At 70.4% G+C, this 15002-nt stretch carries 14 protein-coding genes; 13 read left to right on the top strand and 1 reads right to left on the bottom strand.

Going from position 1 to position 15002, the window contains the following annotated elements; all coding sequences use genetic code 11:
• Nucleotides 1-175 precede the first annotated feature (175 nt).
• The 13 genes from hpnC (at nt 176) to ACIQRL_RS27980 (ending at nt 13986) form a co-directional block, all read left to right on the top strand.
• On the top strand, nt 176-1078 hold the full coding sequence (gene hpnC, locus ACIQRL_RS28040; protein WP_401336756.1) for a squalene synthase HpnC: 903 nt from the start codon (nt 176-178) through the stop codon (nt 1076-1078).
• On the top strand, nt 1075-2025 hold the full coding sequence (hpnD, locus tag ACIQRL_RS28035; RefSeq protein ID WP_401336754.1) for a presqualene diphosphate synthase HpnD: 951 nt from the start codon (nt 1075-1077) through the stop codon (nt 2023-2025). Before hpnC ends, hpnD begins: the two co-directional genes overlap by 4 nt.
• Nucleotides 2025-2165, top strand: coding sequence for a DUF6380 family protein (locus tag ACIQRL_RS28030; RefSeq protein ID WP_401336752.1), 141 nt, complete (start codon nt 2025-2027; stop codon nt 2163-2165). Before hpnD ends, ACIQRL_RS28030 begins: the two co-directional genes overlap by 1 nt.
• Nucleotides 2162-3568, top strand: coding sequence for a hydroxysqualene dehydroxylase HpnE (gene hpnE, locus ACIQRL_RS28025; protein WP_401336750.1), 1407 nt, complete (start codon nt 2162-2164; stop codon nt 3566-3568). The genes ACIQRL_RS28030 and hpnE overlap by 4 nt, the downstream gene beginning before the upstream one ends.
• Nucleotides 3565-4695 (top strand): polyprenyl synthetase family protein, encoded by a 1131-nt coding sequence (locus tag ACIQRL_RS28020; RefSeq protein WP_401336748.1) that lies wholly within the window; start codon nt 3565-3567, stop codon nt 4693-4695. The genes hpnE and ACIQRL_RS28020 overlap by 4 nt, the downstream gene beginning before the upstream one ends.
• Before the next feature lie 154 nt (nt 4696-4849).
• Nucleotides 4850-6853, top strand: a complete 2004-nt coding sequence (gene shc, locus ACIQRL_RS28015; protein ID WP_401336746.1) for a squalene--hopene cyclase — start codon at nt 4850-4852, stop codon at nt 6851-6853.
• Nucleotides 6853-7494: a 1-hydroxy-2-methyl-2-butenyl 4-diphosphate reductase gene (locus ACIQRL_RS28010; RefSeq protein WP_401336745.1), complete on the top strand. Its 642-nt coding sequence runs from the start codon at nt 6853-6855 to the stop codon at nt 7492-7494. The genes shc and ACIQRL_RS28010 overlap by 1 nt, the downstream gene beginning before the upstream one ends.
• A gap of 5 nt (nt 7495-7499) precedes the next feature.
• Nucleotides 7500-8522: an adenosyl-hopene transferase HpnH gene (hpnH, locus tag ACIQRL_RS28005; RefSeq protein ID WP_401336743.1), complete on the top strand. Its 1023-nt coding sequence runs from the start codon at nt 7500-7502 to the stop codon at nt 8520-8522.
• 4 nt (nt 8523-8526) lie between these two features.
• Nucleotides 8527-9684 carry a flavodoxin-dependent (E)-4-hydroxy-3-methylbut-2-enyl-diphosphate synthase gene (gene ispG, locus ACIQRL_RS28000; protein ID WP_401336742.1) on the top strand — a complete coding sequence of 386 codons (1158 nt, stop codon included), beginning with the start codon at nt 8527-8529 and terminating at the stop codon, nt 9682-9684.
• 27 nt (nt 9685-9711) lie between these two features.
• The gene (dxs, locus tag ACIQRL_RS27995) at nt 9712-11664 is read left to right on the top strand and encodes a 1-deoxy-D-xylulose-5-phosphate synthase (protein ID WP_401336741.1); all 1953 of its coding nucleotides are present in this window, start codon (nt 9712-9714) and stop codon (nt 11662-11664) included.
• Complete coding sequence (locus tag ACIQRL_RS27990; RefSeq protein WP_401336739.1) at nt 11661-13061, top strand: aspartate aminotransferase family protein; 1401 nt, start codon at nt 11661-11663, stop codon at nt 13059-13061. The genes dxs and ACIQRL_RS27990 overlap by 4 nt, the downstream gene beginning before the upstream one ends.
• A 143-nt stretch (nt 13062-13204) precedes the next feature.
• Nucleotides 13205-13843, top strand: coding sequence for a helix-turn-helix domain-containing protein (locus tag ACIQRL_RS27985; RefSeq protein WP_401336738.1), 639 nt, complete (start codon nt 13205-13207; stop codon nt 13841-13843).
• A gap of 26 nt (nt 13844-13869) precedes the next feature.
• Entirely contained in the window at nt 13870-13986 is a 117-nt protein-coding gene (locus tag ACIQRL_RS27980) for a DUF6126 family protein (RefSeq protein ID WP_401337035.1), read from the top strand.
• A gap of 129 nt (nt 13987-14115) precedes the next feature.
• Here ACIQRL_RS27980 and ACIQRL_RS27975 read toward each other — a convergent pair whose 3' ends face one another.
• Nucleotides 14116-14913: a tyrosine-protein phosphatase gene (locus ACIQRL_RS27975; RefSeq protein ID WP_401336736.1), complete on the bottom strand. Its 798-nt coding sequence runs from the start codon at nt 14911-14913 to the stop codon at nt 14116-14118.
• Nucleotides 14914-15002: the final 89 nt, after the last annotated feature.

The raw sequence follows: 15002 nt of genomic DNA, 5'->3' as shown, positions 1-15002 counted from the left end.
AGTAGGGCGATAATACGCGACACCCGGCACCGTCACGCTGAGCGGATCTTCGGGCGGCGTGTCCGAAATGGGCAGTGTTGGGTCGGCAGTGTAGAACGGGAGATGTGACGGCAATGGCTACGGTGACTCTCCAGCTCCGCGATGCGTGTGCCGTCCTCGCGCCGGGCGGCGAGCGGTGACCCAAGCCGGGACGGCCCGCACCGACGATCCGGAGCGCGGCACCCTCGACAAAGCCGCGGACGAGAACTTTCCCGTGGCCCCCTTCTTCCTGCCCAGGGCCTGGCGCGACGACCTGATGGCCGTGTACGGCTTCGCCCGCCTCGTCGACGACATCGGAGACGGCGATCTCGCCCCCGGCGGTGCCGACGCCCGTCTTCTCGGCGTGTCGGCCGTGGAGGCCGACGACCGCATGGTCCTGCTCGACGCCTTCGAAGCCGATCTTCACCGGGTGTTCGACTCGACCCCGCGCCATCCCCTGCTGCGCCGGCTCCAGCCCACGGTCCGCCGCGCGGGCCTGACTCCCGAGCCCTTTCTCGGCCTGATCGCGGCCAACCGCCAGGACCAGCTCGTCAAGCGGTACGAGACCTACGACGACCTGCTGGCCTACTGCGAACTGTCCGCGAACCCCGTCGGCCGCCTGGTCCTCTCCGTCACCGGAACGTCCACGCCGGAACGGGTCCGCGACTCGGACGCGGTGTGCACGGCGCTGCAGATCGTCGAGCACCTCCAGGACGTCGCCGAGGACCTCGGCCGCGACCGCGTCTACCTGCCCGCCGAGGACATGAAGCGCTTTCATGTCGTCGAAGCGGATCTTGCCGTCCCCACAGCAGGCGCATCGGTGCGAGCACTGGTTGCATACGAAGCAGAACGCGCCATGAACCTCCTGAATGAAGGCACCCCCCTCGTGGGTAGCGTCCACGGCAGGCTGAAACTGCTGCTCGCGGGGTTCGTTGCGGGGGGAAGGGCGGCGATCCGTGCGATCGCCGCCGCCGAATACGACGTACTTCCCGGCCCGCCCAAGCCCGGCAAGCTCCAGTTGCTGCGCGAGGTGGGAGTGACTCTGCGAGGAAAGGGGTGATCCGGACCGTGGAGTCGGAACAGCACGTGTCCGCACCGGTACTCGCCGCGTACAGCTATTGCGAGGCGGTGACCGGCCAGCAGGCCCGCAATTTCGCGTACGGCATCAGGCTTCTGCCGACGCCCAAGCGCCGTGCCATGTCGGCGCTCTACGCGTTCTCGCGGCGCGTCGACGACATCGGCGACGGCACGCTGGCACCGGACGTGAAGGCGGTACGCCTGGAGGAGACCCGGGCGCTGCTCGCCCGTGTCCGCGCGGGCGCCGTCGCCGAGGACGACACCGACCCGGTCGCGGTCGCCCTCAGCCACACCGCCGAGTACTTCCCGGTACCCCTCGGGGGCCTGGACGAGCTCATCGACGGCGTGCTGATGGACGTACGCGGTGAGACGTACGAGACCTGGGACGACCTGAAGGTCTACTGCCGGTGCGTGGCCGGGGCGATCGGGAGGCTCTCGCTCGGGGTCTTCGGTACCGAACCGGGAGCGCGTGGCGCCGAGCGCGCGCCGGAGTACGCGGACACGCTCGGGCTCGCGCTCCAGCTCACCAACATCCTGCGGGACGTCCGGGAGGACGCCGAGGGCGGGCGCACCTATCTGCCCGCCGACGACCTGGCCAAGTTCGGCTGCTCGGCCGGGTTCAACGGGCCGACCCCACCGCCGGGCTCCGACTTCGCTGGCCTCGTGCACTTCGAGGTGCGCCGGGCGCGTGCGCTGTTCGCCGAGGGCTACCGGCTGCTGCCCATGCTGGACCGGCGCAGCGGCGCCTGTGTCGCGGCCATGGCGGGCATCTACCGGCGGCTCCTGGACCGCATCGAGCGCGAGCCCGAGGCCGTGCTGCGCGGCAGGGTGTCGTTGCCGGGGCGCGAGAAGGCGTACGTCGCCGTGCGCGGCCTCTCCGGTCTCGACGCCCGGCACGTCTCCCGCCGTACGGTCCGGAGGCGTGCCTGATGGACAAAATGGGCCAACGTGATTCCCTCGACGAAAAGCGGCACGCAACCCTCCGGCGCCGGGCGGCGTCCCTGACTGCGACGGCCTGCCGTGCACCGTTCAACCATCACGGCGCGGCCGCGGGGGAGGGTGCGCGATGAACGAGGTCGAGTCCACGGACGACTCCGGCCGGGCCGCTGCCGTGGTGATCGGCGGCGGGCTCGCCGGGATCACCGCCGCGCTCGCGCTGGCCGACGCCGGGCTGCGGGTCACGCTGCTCGAAGGCCGGCCGCGCCTCGGCGGTCTCGCGTTCTCCTTCCAGCGCGGCGAACTCACCGTGGACAACGGACAGCATGTCTTCTTGCGCTGCTGCACCGCGTACCGCTGGTTCCTCGATCGCGTCGACGCGACCTCGCTCGCGCCCCTGCAGGATCGTCTCGACGTGCCCGTTCTCGACCTGGAGGCACCTCCCGGACGACGGCTCGGCAGAATCGGCCGCAGCGCTCTGCCCGTGCCGCTGCATCTGGCGCGCAGCCTCGCGACGTATCAGCATCTGTCGCTCGCCGAACGCGCCAGAGTCGGCCGTGCCGCGCTCGCGCTCAAGGGCCTGGATCTCACGGATCCGGCACTCGACGCGCAGAACTTCGGCGACTGGCTCGCCAAGCACGGTCAGTCGGAACGTGCCGTCGAAGCACTGTGGGACCTCGTGGGGGTCGCCACCCTCAACGCGGTGGCCAAGGATTCCTCGCTCGGCCTCGCCGCGATGGTGTTCAAGACGGGTCTGCTGTCCGACCCGGGCGCGGCCGACATCGGCTGGGCGCGCGTCCCGCTGGGCGAACTGCACGACACCCTCGCCCGCAAGGCGCTCGACTCCGCGGGCGTGCGTACCGAGATCCGTACACGCGTCACCTCCGTCTCCCCCTACGAAAACGGGCGTTGGAGCGTTCAGGTTCCCGGTGAGCGCATCGACGCCGACACGGTCGTGCTCGCCGTCCCCCAGAGCGAGGCCCACGGTCTTCTGCCCGAGGGGGCGCTCGACGCCCCCGAGCGGCTCCTGGAGATCGGCACCGCGCCGATCCTCAACGTCCACGTCGTCTACGACCGCAAGGTCCTCGCCGCGCCGTTCTTCGCGGCGCTCGGCTCCCCGGTGCAGTGGGTCTTCGACCGCACCGAGGCGTCCGGGCTCCGGGAGGGGCAGTACCTGGCGCTGTCGCAGTCGGCGGCGCGGGACGAGATCGACGAGCCCGTCGCCGTGCTCCGGGAGCGGTATCTGCCGGAGCTGGAACGACTGCTGCCCGGTGCCCGCGGCGCCGGAGTGAAGGACTTCTTCGTGACCCGGGAGCGCACCGCGACGTTCGCCCCCGCCCCGGGCGTCGGGCGGCTGCGGCCCGGTGCCCGTACCAAGGCCCCCGGCCTGTACCTGGCCGGAGCGTGGACCGCCACAGGGTGGCCCGCGACCATGGAGAGTGCGGTTCGCAGTGGAGTCGGTGCGGCGGACGCCGCGCTCGACGCCCTGGGCCGGCCCCGCGATCACCTCCTCGGACTCTTCGAGGAGGCGGCATGACGCTCGACCGGAGCCTGGCAGGCCCCCGCACCCCCGGTACCGCAACAAGAGGAGAGATTGTGCCCACTGTGCCCCCGGCCGAAACGGCTGCCGACGCGGTGGACGTGACCGCGCTCCTGGAGCGCGGCCGGACCCTGGCCACACCGGTGCTCAAGGCAGCCGTCGACCGTCTGGCGGCGCCCATGGACACCGTCGCCGCCTACCACTTCGGCTGGATCGACGCCGAGGGCAACCCCGCGGACGGCGACGGCGGCAAGGCGGTGCGCCCCGCGCTCGCCGTCCTCTCCGCGCAGGCGGCCGGCGCCGCCCCCGAGGTGGGCGTCCCCGGCGCGGTCGCGGTCGAGCTGGTGCACAACTTCTCGCTGCTGCACGACGACCTGATGGACGGCGACGAGCAGCGCCGCCATCGCGACACCGTCTGGAAGGTGCACGGCCCCGCCCAGGCCATCCTGGTCGGCGACGCCCTGTTCGCGCTGGCCAACGAGGTCCTGCTGGAGCTCGGCACCGTCGAGGCCGGCCGCGCCACCCGGCGCCTGACCACCGCCACCCGGGCCCTCATCGACGGCCAGGCCCAGGACATCTCCTACGAGCACCGCGACCGCGTCAGCGTCGAGGAGTGCCTGGAGATGGAGGGCAACAAGACCGGTGCCCTGCTCGCCTGCGCCTGCTCCATCGGAGCCGTCCTCGGCGGCGCCGACGACCTCACCGCCGACACGCTGGAGCGCTACGGCTACCACCTCGGCCTCGCCTTCCAGGCCGTCGACGACCTCCTCGGCATCTGGGGCGACCCGGAGGCCACCGGGAAGCAGACCTGGAGCGATCTGCGCCAGCGCAAGAAGTCCCTGCCGGTGGTGGCCGCGCTCGCCGCGGGCGGACCCGCCTCCGAGCGGCTCGGCGACCTGCTCGCCGAGGACGCCAAGGCCAGCGACTTCGAGAACTTCTCCGAGGAGGAGTTCGCCGCCCGCGCCGCGCTCATCGAGGAGGCGGGCGGCCGCGAGTGGACCGCCCAGGAAGCGCGCCGCCAGCACGCGATCGCCATCGAGGCGCTGGACGCCGTCCCGATGCCCGAACAAGTGCGGGCCCAGCTCGTGGCGCTGGCCGACTTCGTAGTCGTACGGAAGAGATGATCGTTATCGGTCGAATAAACCTCGCGTAGTCGCCGGCCGGTGCTTCTTTCCCAAGCTTCGAACCTCGTTCGAGCGGGGGGATATCCATCCGAACGAACGCACCGGCCGACGGCGGACCCACAGCAGAGACGTACCACTGCACGAAGGGGAAGCCATGACAGCGACGACCGACGGAAGCACCGGGGCCCTGCCGCCCCGCGCTGCCTCGGCCAGCGAAACCCAGCATCAGACCACTCCCGAGGCGGCCGGGACAGTCGAGACCCGAGACGCCGCCACGCGCGCCATGGTGCGAGCCACGGATTTCCTGCTGGCGCGGCAGGACGCCCAGGGATGGTGGAAGGGCGACCTCGAGACGAACGTCACCATGGACGCGGAGGATCTGCTTCTCCGTCAGTTCCTGGGAATCCGCGACGAGCCGACCACCCGCGGCGCCGCGCTGTTCATCCGCGGCGAGCAGCGCGAGGACGGCACCTGGGCCTCGTTCTACGGCGGTCCGGGCGAGATCTCCACCACCATCGAGGCGTACGTCGCCCTGCGGCTGGCCGGGGACGCTCCCGACGAGGCGCACATGGCGAAGGCTTCCGCGTGGATCCGCGAGCGCGGCGGCATCGCGGCGGCCCGTGTCTTCACCCGGATCTGGCTCGCCCTCTTCGGCTGGTGGAAGTGGGACGACCTGCCCGAACTGCCGCCGGAGCTCATCTACTTCCCGAAGTGGATGCCGCTCAACATCTACGACTTCGGCTGCTGGGCGCGGCAGACGATCGTGCCGCTCACCATCGTGTCGGCGAAGCGTCCGGTGCGGCCGGCGCCGTTCCCGCTGGACGAACTGCACGCCGACCCCCGTCACCCCAATCCGGTCAAACCCCTTGCCCGCGTGGCCAGTTGGGACGGCGCCTTCCAGCGCCTGGACAAAGTCCTGCACCAGTACCGCAAGGTCGCACCGCGCGCCCTGCGTCGAGCGGCGATGAACACGGCGGCCCGCTGGATCATCGAGCGCCAGGAGAACGACGGTTGCTGGGGAGGCATCCAGCCGCCCGCCGTCTACTCGGTCATCGCGCTGCATCTGCTCGGCTACGACCTCGAACATCCGGTGATGCGCGAGGGGCTGGCCTCGCTCAACCGTTTCGCCGTATGGCGCGACGACGGTGCCCGGATGATCGAGGCCTGCCAGTCGCCGGTGTGGGACACCTGTCTGGCGACCATCGCGCTGGCCGACGCGGGAGTGCCCGCCGATCACCCGCAGCTCGTCAAGGCCGTGGACTGGATGCTCGGGGAGGAGATCGTCAGGCCCGGCGACTGGTCCGTCAAACGGCCCCAACTGCCGCCGGGCGGCTGGGCGTTCGAGTTCCACAACGACAACTACCCCGACATCGACGACACCGCGGAGGTCGTCCTCGCACTGCGCCGCGTCCGGCACCACGACCCGGACCGCGTCGAGAACGCCATCGGACGCGGGGTCCGCTGGAATCTCGGCATGCAGTCCAAGGACGGCGGCTGGGGCGCGTTCGACGTCGACAACACCAGCGCCTTCCCCAACCGGCTGCCGTTCTGCGACTTCGGCGAGGTGATCGACCCGCCCTCCGCCGACGTCACCGCGCACGTGGTGGAGATGCTGGCGGTCGAGGGGCTCGCGCACGACCCGCGCACCCGCCGGGGCATCGAGTGGCTGCTCTCCCACCAGGAGCCCAACGGTTCCTGGTTCGGGCGCTGGGGCGTCAACTACGTATACGGGACAGGGTCGGTGGTCCCGGCGCTCGTCGCGGCGGGACTGCCCGCCTCGCACCCCGCGATCCGCCGGGCCGTGGCCTGGCTGGAGACCGTGCAGAACGAGGACGGCGGCTGGGGCGAGGACATGCGCTCCTACGAGGACATCCCCGGCTGGAGCGGACGCGGCGAGTCGACCGCCTCCCAGACCGGCTGGGCGCTGCTCGCCCTGCTGGCCGCCGGGGAGGCCGAATCCAAGGCCGTGGAGCGCGCAGTGGTCTGGCTCGCCGAGACCCAGCTTTCCGACGGCTCCTGGGACGAGCCGTACTTCACGGGAACCGGCTTCCCGTGGGACTTCTCGATCAACTACCACCTCTACCGGCAGGTCTTCCCGCTCACCGCACTCGGCCGCTACGTCCACGGAGAGCCCTTCTCCGCGGCGAAGGGGGGCTGATGGACAGGCGGCCCGCACCGGAACCGCTGCTGATCGCCTGCGCGCTCGGCATCGAGCACCTCGCCCTGCGCAGCGGCGACCGGAGCGGTGCCGGCGGGCCGGTCACCGTGCTGCGCACCGGCATGGGACCCAAGGCCGCCGACCGGTCGGTCACCCGGGTGCTCGCCGACCCGGCGCTGTCCGCGGCGGCCGTAGTGGCCACCGGTTTCTGCGCGGGGCTCGCCCCGGGCATGCACCCCGGTGACCTGGTCGTCGCCGAGGAGACCCGGGACCCGGGCGGCACCACGCCGTGTGTGGGCACCGATCTCCTGGTCAAGGAACTCATGCGCGCCCTGCCCGGCCGCACCGTCCACACGGGGCCGCTCACCGGCTCCGATCACGTCGTCCGCGGTCACGAGCGCTCCGACCTGCTCGCGACCGGCGCCATCGCCGTCGACATGGAGTCCGCGGCCACCCTGCTCGGCGCGGTCCGCTCGGGGATCCGTCCCGTTGCGGCCGTACGGGTGGTCGTGGATGCTCCAGAACATGAACTCGTCCGAATCGGCACGGTCCGCGGTGGAATATCAGCTTTCCGTGTTCTTCGTGCAGTGCTTCCCGCTTTTTTCGAATGGCACCGTTCTTTGTCGCTCCCTCGGAGGTGAGCCGTATGGCCATGCCGCTTCGGCAGTCCATGAAGGTCGCTGCATACCTGTTTGAACAGAAGCTCAGGAAGCGGGACAAGTTCGCCCTGCTCGTCGAGTTGGAGCCGCTCTTCGCCTGCAACCTCGCGTGTGAGGGCTGCGGCAAGATCCAGCACCCCGCCGGTGTGCTCAAGCAGCGCATGCCGGTCGCCCAGGCCGTCGGCGCGGTCCTCGAATCCGGTGCGCCGATGGTGTCCATCGCCGGCGGCGAGCCGCTGATGCACCCTCAGATCGACGAGATCGTGCGGCAGTTGGTGGCCAAGAAGAAGTTCGTCTTCCTCTGCACCAACGCGATGCTGATGCGCAAGAAGATGGACAAGTTCACGCCCTCGCCGTACTTCGCCTGGGCCGTGCACATCGACGGGCTGCGCGAGCGGCACGACGAGTCCGTCGCCAAGGAAGGCGTCTTCGACGAGGCCGTCGAGGCCATCAAGGAGGCCAAGCGCCGCGGCTTCCGCGTCACCACCAACTCGACCTTCTTCAACACCGACACCCCGCAGACCATCATCGAGGTGCTCAACTACCTCAACGACGACCTGAAGGTCGACGAGATGATGCTCTCGCCCGCCTACGCCTACGAGAAGGCCCCCGACCAGGAGCACTTCCTCGGCGTCCAGCAGACCCGGGAACTGTTCAAGAAGGCCTTCGCGGGCGGCAACCGGCGCCGCTGGCGGCTCAACCAGAGCCCGCTCTTCCTGGACTTCCTGGAGGGCAAGGTCGACTTCCCGTGCACCGCGTGGGCGATCCCGAGCTACTCGCTCTTCGGCTGGCAGAAGCCCTGCTATCTGATGAGCGACGGGTACGTGCAGACGTACAAGCAGCTCCTGGAGGAGACCGACTGGGACTCCTACGGCCGCGGCAAGGACGACCGGTGTGCCAACTGCATGGCGCACTGCGGCTACGAGCCGACGGCCGTCCTCGCCACCATGGGCTCCCTCAAGGAGTCGATCCGGGCGGCCCGTGAGACCTTCACGGAAAGCCGCGGGTGACCTCATGACCGCCGTTTCCCTGGGCCTCCCCGAGGTACCGGTCCGGCCGATCGCGGAGCGCCGTGTCTCGCGGCGCATCCAGGTCGGACCGGTGGCGGTGGGCGGCGGGGCGCCCGTGTCGGTGCAGTCGATGACCACGACCCGTACGTCGGACGTGGGTGCCACCCTCCAGCAGATCGCGGAACTGACCGCGTCCGGCTGCCAGATCGTCCGTGTCGCCTGCCCCACGCAGGACGACGCGGACGCGCTCGCGACCATCGCGCGCAAGTCGCAGATCCCGGTGATCGCGGACATCCACTTCCAGCCGAAGTACGTGTTCGCGGCGATCGAGGCGGGCTGCGCGGCGGTGCGCGTGAACCCCGGCAACATCAAGCAGTTCGACGACAAGGTGAAGGAGATCGCGCGGGCCGCGAAGGACGCCGGGACCCCGATCCGGATCGGCGTGAACGCCGGCTCACTCGACCGGCGGCTGCTGGAGAAGTACGGCAGGGCGACGCCCGAGGCACTCGTCGAGTCGGCGCTGTGGGAGGCGTCGCTCTTCGAGGAGCACGGGTTCCGGGACATCAAGATCTCGGTCAAGCACAACGACCCGGTCGTCATGGTCAACGCCTACCGGCAGCTCGCCGCGCAGTGCGACTACCCGCTGCACCTCGGGGTGACCGAGGCCGGTCCGGCGTTCCAGGGGACCATCAAGTCGGCCGTGGCGTTCGGCGCGCTGCTCAGTGAGGGCATCGGCGACACCATCAGGGTCTCGCTGAGCGCGCCGCCCGCCGAGGAGTGCAAGGTCGGCATCCAGATCCTGGAGTCGCTGGGGCTGCGGCAGCGGCGCCTGGAGATCGTCTCCTGCCCGTCCTGCGGGCGTGCCCAGGTCGACGTGTACAAGCTGGCCGACGAGGTCACGGCCGGTCTGGAGGGGATGGAGGTCCCGTTGCGCGTCGCGGTCATGGGCTGCGTCGTCAACGGTCCCGGCGAGGCGCGGGAGGCGGACCTGGGGGTCGCCTCCGGCAACGGCAAGGGACAGATCTTCGTCAGGGGCGAGGTCATCAAGACCGTCCCCGAGTCGAAGATCGTCGAGACCCTCATCGACGAGGCGATGAAGATCGCGGAGCAGATGGAGAACGACGGCGTCGCGTCCGGAGAACCGGCCGTCACCGTGAGCTGATCAGCACGGACCGAGAGGGGGCCCGACGTGACGATTCTGGAGAACATCCGGGGACCACGCGACCTGAAGGCGCTGTCCGAGGCGGAAATCGGTGAACTGGCCGAAGAGGTGAGGGAGTTCCTGGTGCACGCGGTCGCCAGGACCGGCGGTCACCTCGGACCCAACCTGGGAGTGGTGGAACTGTCCATCGCCCTCCACCGGGTCTTCGAGTCGCCCGTCGACCGCATCCTGTGGGACACCGGCCATCAGAGCTACGTACACAAGCTGCTGACAGGGCGTCAGGACTTCTCCAAGCTGCGCAGCAAGGGCGGCCTGTCCGGCTATCCCTCGCGCGAGGAGTCCGAGCACGACGTCATCGAGAACAGCCACGCCTCCACGGCGCTCGGCTGGGCGGACGGGCTCGCCAAGGCCCGCCAGGTGCAGGGCGAGAAGGGGCACGTCGTCGCGGTCATCGGCGACGGAGCGCTGACCGGCGGCATGGCGTGGGAGGCGCTGAACAACATCGCCGCCGCCAAGGACCGGCCGCTGATCATCGTCGTCAACGACAACGAACGCTCGTACGCGCCGACCATCGGCGGCCTCGCGAACCACCTCGCGACCCTGCGGACGACCGACAGCTACGAGCAGATCCTCGCCTGGGGCAAGGACGTCCTGCTGCGCACCCCCCTGGTCGGCAACACGATCTACGAGTCCCTGCACGGCGCGAAGAAGGGCTTCAAGGACGCCTTCGCGCCGCAGGGCATGTTCGAGGACCTCGGACTCAAGTACGTCGGCCCGATCGACGGCCACGACGTGGGAGCCGTGGAGTCCGCGCTCCGCCGGGCGAAACGCTTCCACGGCCCCGTGCTCGTCCACTGCCTGACGGAGAAGGGCCGCGGCTACGAACCCGCGCTCGCCCACGAGGAGGACCACTTCCACACCGTCGGGGTGATGGACCCGCTCACCTGCGAGCCCCTCGCACCGTCCAACGGCCCTTCCTGGACCTCCGTGTTCGGCGAGGAGATCGTCAGGATCGGCGAGGAGCGCGCGGACGTCGTGGCCATCACGGCGGCCATGCTGCATCCGGTGGGGCTCGGGAAGTTCGCCGAGCGGTTCCCCGACCGGGTGTGGGACGTCGGCATCGCCGAGCAGCACGCCACGGTGTCCGCGGCCGGACTCGCGACCGGCGGTCTGCATCCCGTCGTCGCCGTGTACGCGACCTTCCTCAACCGGGCCTTCGACCAGCTCCTCATGGACGTCGCGCTGCACCGCTGCGGGGTGACCTTCGTCCTCGACCGGGCCGGGGTCACCGGCGTCGACGGCGCCTCGCACAACGGCATGTGGGACATGTCGATCCTCCAGGTCGTGCCCGGCCTCAGGATCGCCGCGCCGCGCGACGCCGACCAGCTGAAGGCTCAACTGAGGGAGGCGGTCGCCGTCGACGACGCGCCGACCCTCATCCGCTTCCCGAAGGAGTCGGTGGGTCCGGCGATCCCCGCGGTCGACCATGTGGGCGGGCTCGACGTCCTGCACCGGGGCGAGCGCCCCGAGGTACTGCTCGTCGCGGTGGGCGTCATGGCGCCGGTCTGCCTCCAGACCGCCGACCTGCTGGAGTCCCGGGGCATCGGCTGCACGGTCGTCGACCCGCGCTGGGTCAAGCCCGTCGACCCGGCGCTGCCCCACCTCGCCGCCGAGCACCGGCTCGTCGCGGTGGTCGAGGACAACAGCCGGGCCTCGGGCGTCGGCGCGGCGGTCGCGCTGGCCCTCGGGGACGCCGAAGTCGACGTGCCCGTACGGCGGTTCGGCATTCCGGAGCAGTTCCTCGCGCACGCCAAGCGGGCCGAGGTGCTGGCCGACATCGGGCTCACGCCCGTGGAGATCGCCGGACGGATCGGCGCCGGCCTGGCGATCAGGGACGAGCGGGCCAAGACCGCGTACGAGCTGTCGACGGCCGCCGACCGGCCGGCCGAGGATGAGTCGTCCAAGGAGAAACAGGAATGACCGACCCTGCCAAGAAGGGGGAGTTCGACCTCGGTGCGCTCCTGGCCGAGCGCGGAGCCGAGCGCTACGAGCTGCACACCAAGTACCTGAACCACCAGCTCCCGCGCATGCTGCACACCATCGGCTTCGACAAGGTGTACGAGCGGGCCGAGGGCGCGCACTTCTGGGACGCCGACGGCAACGACTACCTGGACATGCTCGCCGGGTTCGGGGTGATGGGCCTCGGCCGCCATCACCCCGTCGTCCGGCAGGCACTGCACGACGTCCTCGACGCCTCGCTCGCCGACCTCACCCGCTTCGACTGCCAGCCGTTGCCCGGCCTGCTCGCGGAGCGACTGCTCACCCACTCCCCGCACCTGGACCGGGTGTTCTTCGGCAACAGCGGTACGGAAGCGGTCGAGACCGCGCTGAAGTTCGCCCGGTACGCCACCGGCAGACCGCGGATCCTGTACTGCTCGCACGCCTTCCACGGCCTGACCACCGGCTCGCTGTCCGTGAACGGCGAGGACGGCTTCCGCGACGGCTTCGCGCCCCTGCTGCCCGACACGGCCGTCCCGCTCGGCGATCTCGACGCCCTGGCAAGGGAGTTGAAGAAGGGCGATGTCGCCGCCCTGATCGTGGAGCCGATCCAGGGCAAGGGCGTCCACGAGTCCCCGCCCGGATATCTGCGCGCCGCCCAGGAGTTGCTCCACCGGCACAAGGCACTGCTCATCGCGGACGAGGTGCAGACCGGCCTCGGCCGGACCGGCGACTTCTACGCCTACCAGCACGAGGAGGGCGTCGAACCGGACCTGGTGTGCGTGGCCAAGGCGCTCTCCGGAGGCTATGTGCCCGTCGGCGCGACGCTCGGCAAGGACTGGATCTTCAAGAAGGTCTACTCCTCCATGGACCGGGTCCTCGTGCACTCGGCGAGCTTCGGCTCCAACGCGCAGGCCATGGCGGCGGGGCTCGCGGTGCTCTCCGTGATGGAGAACGAGCAGATCGTCGCCAACGCGCGGATCACCGGAGAACAGCTGAAGTCCCGGCTGGCCGCGCTGGTCGACCGGTACGAACTGCTCAGCGACGTACGCGGCAGGGGTCTGATGATCGGCATCGAGTTCGGCCGGCCCACGTCGCTCAAGCTCCGCGGCCGCTGGACCATGCTGCAGGCCGCGCGCAAGGGCCTGTTCGCGCAGATGGTCGTCGTCCCGCTGCTCCAGCGGCACCGCATCCTCACCCAGGTCTCCGGCGACCACCTGGAGGTGATCAAGCTGATCCCGCCGCTGGTCATCGACGAGCGGGACGTCGACCGGTTCGTGGAGGCCTTCACCGCGGTGATGGAGGACGCGCACAGCGGCGGCGGGCTGATGTGGGACTTCGGGAAGACACTGGTCAAGCAGGCGGTGGCCAACCGCTGAGCCGCGCCCCCTCCTGAGGCCCCGCCCTTTCGGGCCGGGTGAAGGACATACGGGCCTCTCGGGCCGGGTGAAGGACCTACGAGCCGCTTTGCCTCTGGGGCAAGAAAATTGCCCCAGAGGCAACCATCGGGCTCAATGGTCCTATGAGCCCTGCCGATCCAGGGGCGGTCGAAGAGCCGTCCGCCGAGCTGCACGCCGTGGCGCCCCAGCTGCGGGCGCTGCGCCGCAGCGCCAACCTCACGCTGGAGTCCGCCGCCCGCGCCGCCGGACTCTCGCCCGCGCATCTCTCCCGTCTGGAGACCGGGCAGCGCCAGCCCTCGCTGCCGATGCTGCTCGCGCTCGCCCGCGTCTACGGTACGACGGTCTCCGAAGTGCTCGGCGAGACGGTCCCCGACCGTGACGCGATCGTCAGGGCCGCCGACATGGAAGCGGCCCCGGCGGGCGGCTGGACCTACTGGCAGGCCGGTGCCGCGGGCCGCGGTATGCAGGCGCTGCGCGTACACGTCCCCTACGGCTCGCAGGGCGACATCGTGCGCGTCCACCCGGGCGAGGAGTGGCTGTACGTCCTGCAGGGGCGGCTCAGGCTGCGCCTCGGGGACACCGCGCACATCCTCGCACCGGGGGACAGCGCCCATTTCGACTCGCTGACCCCGCACCGCATCGCCGCCGCCGACCGCGACGGAGCCGAGCTCCTCTTCGTACACACCCTGCTGCAGAGCCCCGTCGCCGCGCTGTGCCTCGGCTCGGCGACGGGCCACCCCACCTCGGGAGAGACGTCATGACCGAACCCACGGAACCCCGCCGGTCCATGGAGGACAAGTTCCCGCGCGCCCTGTGGGTGCGGCTGATCATCTACGTCGCCGTCGGCCACCTCTTCGCGGCCTTCATCTATCTGCTCTTCACGCTGGGCGCGCGGAACCAGTAGAAGCGGAACCAGTAGAACCACTGGAGCCGGTGGAACCACTGGAGCCAGTGATTGCAGTAGAACCACTGATCCCACCGGCTCCAGCGGAACCACGGGAACCGGTGGACGCCGCAGACCCGGGCGCCCGGCTCAGTCCAGCAGTCGCTCGCGCAGGCGCTCCCGCAGCTCCGGCGTCATCCCCAGTCCCTGCTCCAGGTAGTCGTCGACGCTGCCCCAGGTCTCCTCGATCGTCTCGAACGCGGCCGTCAGGTACTCGGCGCGGGCATCGAACAGGGGGCTGAGCAGTTCCATGACCTCGGGGGAGTACGCGGCGGCCGAGGTGTTGCTGCGGTGCACCTTGTAGCGGCGGTGCGCGGCGTTCGACTCCAGGTAGTCGGCCACGATCGCGTCGCGCTCGACGCCGAGGGCGAGCAGGGTGATCGCGATGGACAGTCCGGCGCGGTCCTTGCCGGCCGCGCAGTGCATCAGCGCGGGCACACTGTCCGCGGCCAGCGCGTGCAGCACCTGGGAGTGCTCGGCCGTGCGCTCCCTGATGATCGTGCGATACGAGTTGATCATCCGGTTCGCGGCCTTGCCGTCGCCGAGGATCGCGCGGAGCTGGTCGAGATCGCCGTCGCGGACCATCTTCCAGAACGCGCCGCCGTCCGCCGGGTCGGTCAGCGGAAGGTTCACGTTCCGTACGCCCGGCAGTTCGACGTCCGGGCCCTCCAGCTTCTGGTCCGCGGCATTGCGGAAGTCGAAGATCGTGTGGAGTCCCAGGGAGGAGAGGAACGCGGCGTCGTCCTCCGTGGCGTGCGCGAGGTGGCCGCTGCGGAACAGGTGCCCGTAGCGCACTCGTCGGCCGTCCGCGGTGGGCAGACCCCCCACGTCGCGGAAGTTGCGCACTCCGCCGAGCTCGGGCTCGGTCGACGGGACCTGCTGCGTCACGGGGGGCTCCTCTCATGGGGCCGCCGGCGCCGCCGGGCTGGATTCGGCGTCGCTCGTCGGCAGTTGTGTCCGGCTCGCGCTCTCGACGA

It is taken from the genome of Streptomyces sp. NPDC091209 (assembly GCF_044757755.1).
In the GTDB taxonomy this organism is placed as follows: Bacteria; Actinomycetota; Actinomycetes; order Streptomycetales; family Streptomycetaceae; genus Streptomyces.
Note: the sequence above shows the minus strand (reverse complement) of the source record. Positions and strands in the feature narration are given on the sequence as shown.

What these genes read in the sequence shown, in the direction of transcription:
- ACIQRL_RS27980 (WP_401337035.1), top strand. Translation starts at nt 13,870, where the DNA reads ATGGAGGACAAGTTCCCGCGCGCCCTGTGGGTGCGGCTGATCATCTAC.
- ACIQRL_RS28030 (WP_401336752.1), top strand. Translation starts at nt 2,025, where the DNA reads ATGGACAAAATGGGCCAACGTGATTCCCTCGACGAAAAGCGGCACGCA.
- ACIQRL_RS27990 (WP_401336739.1), top strand. Translation starts at nt 11,661, where the DNA reads ATGACCGACCCTGCCAAGAAGGGGGAGTTCGACCTCGGTGCGCTCCTG.
- shc (WP_401336746.1), top strand. Translation starts at nt 4,850, where the DNA reads ATGACAGCGACGACCGACGGAAGCACCGGGGCCCTGCCGCCCCGCGCT.
- ispG (WP_401336742.1), top strand. Translation starts at nt 8,527, where the DNA reads ATGACCGCCGTTTCCCTGGGCCTCCCCGAGGTACCGGTCCGGCCGATC.
- ACIQRL_RS28020 (WP_401336748.1), top strand. Translation starts at nt 3,565, where the DNA reads ATGACGCTCGACCGGAGCCTGGCAGGCCCCCGCACCCCCGGTACCGCA.
- hpnH (WP_401336743.1), top strand. Translation starts at nt 7,500, where the DNA reads ATGGCCATGCCGCTTCGGCAGTCCATGAAGGTCGCTGCATACCTGTTT.
- ACIQRL_RS28010 (WP_401336745.1), top strand. Translation starts at nt 6,853, where the DNA reads ATGGACAGGCGGCCCGCACCGGAACCGCTGCTGATCGCCTGCGCGCTC.
- hpnE (WP_401336750.1), top strand. Translation starts at nt 2,162, where the DNA reads ATGAACGAGGTCGAGTCCACGGACGACTCCGGCCGGGCCGCTGCCGTG.
- ACIQRL_RS27985 (WP_401336738.1), top strand. Translation starts at nt 13,205, where the DNA reads ATGAGCCCTGCCGATCCAGGGGCGGTCGAAGAGCCGTCCGCCGAGCTG.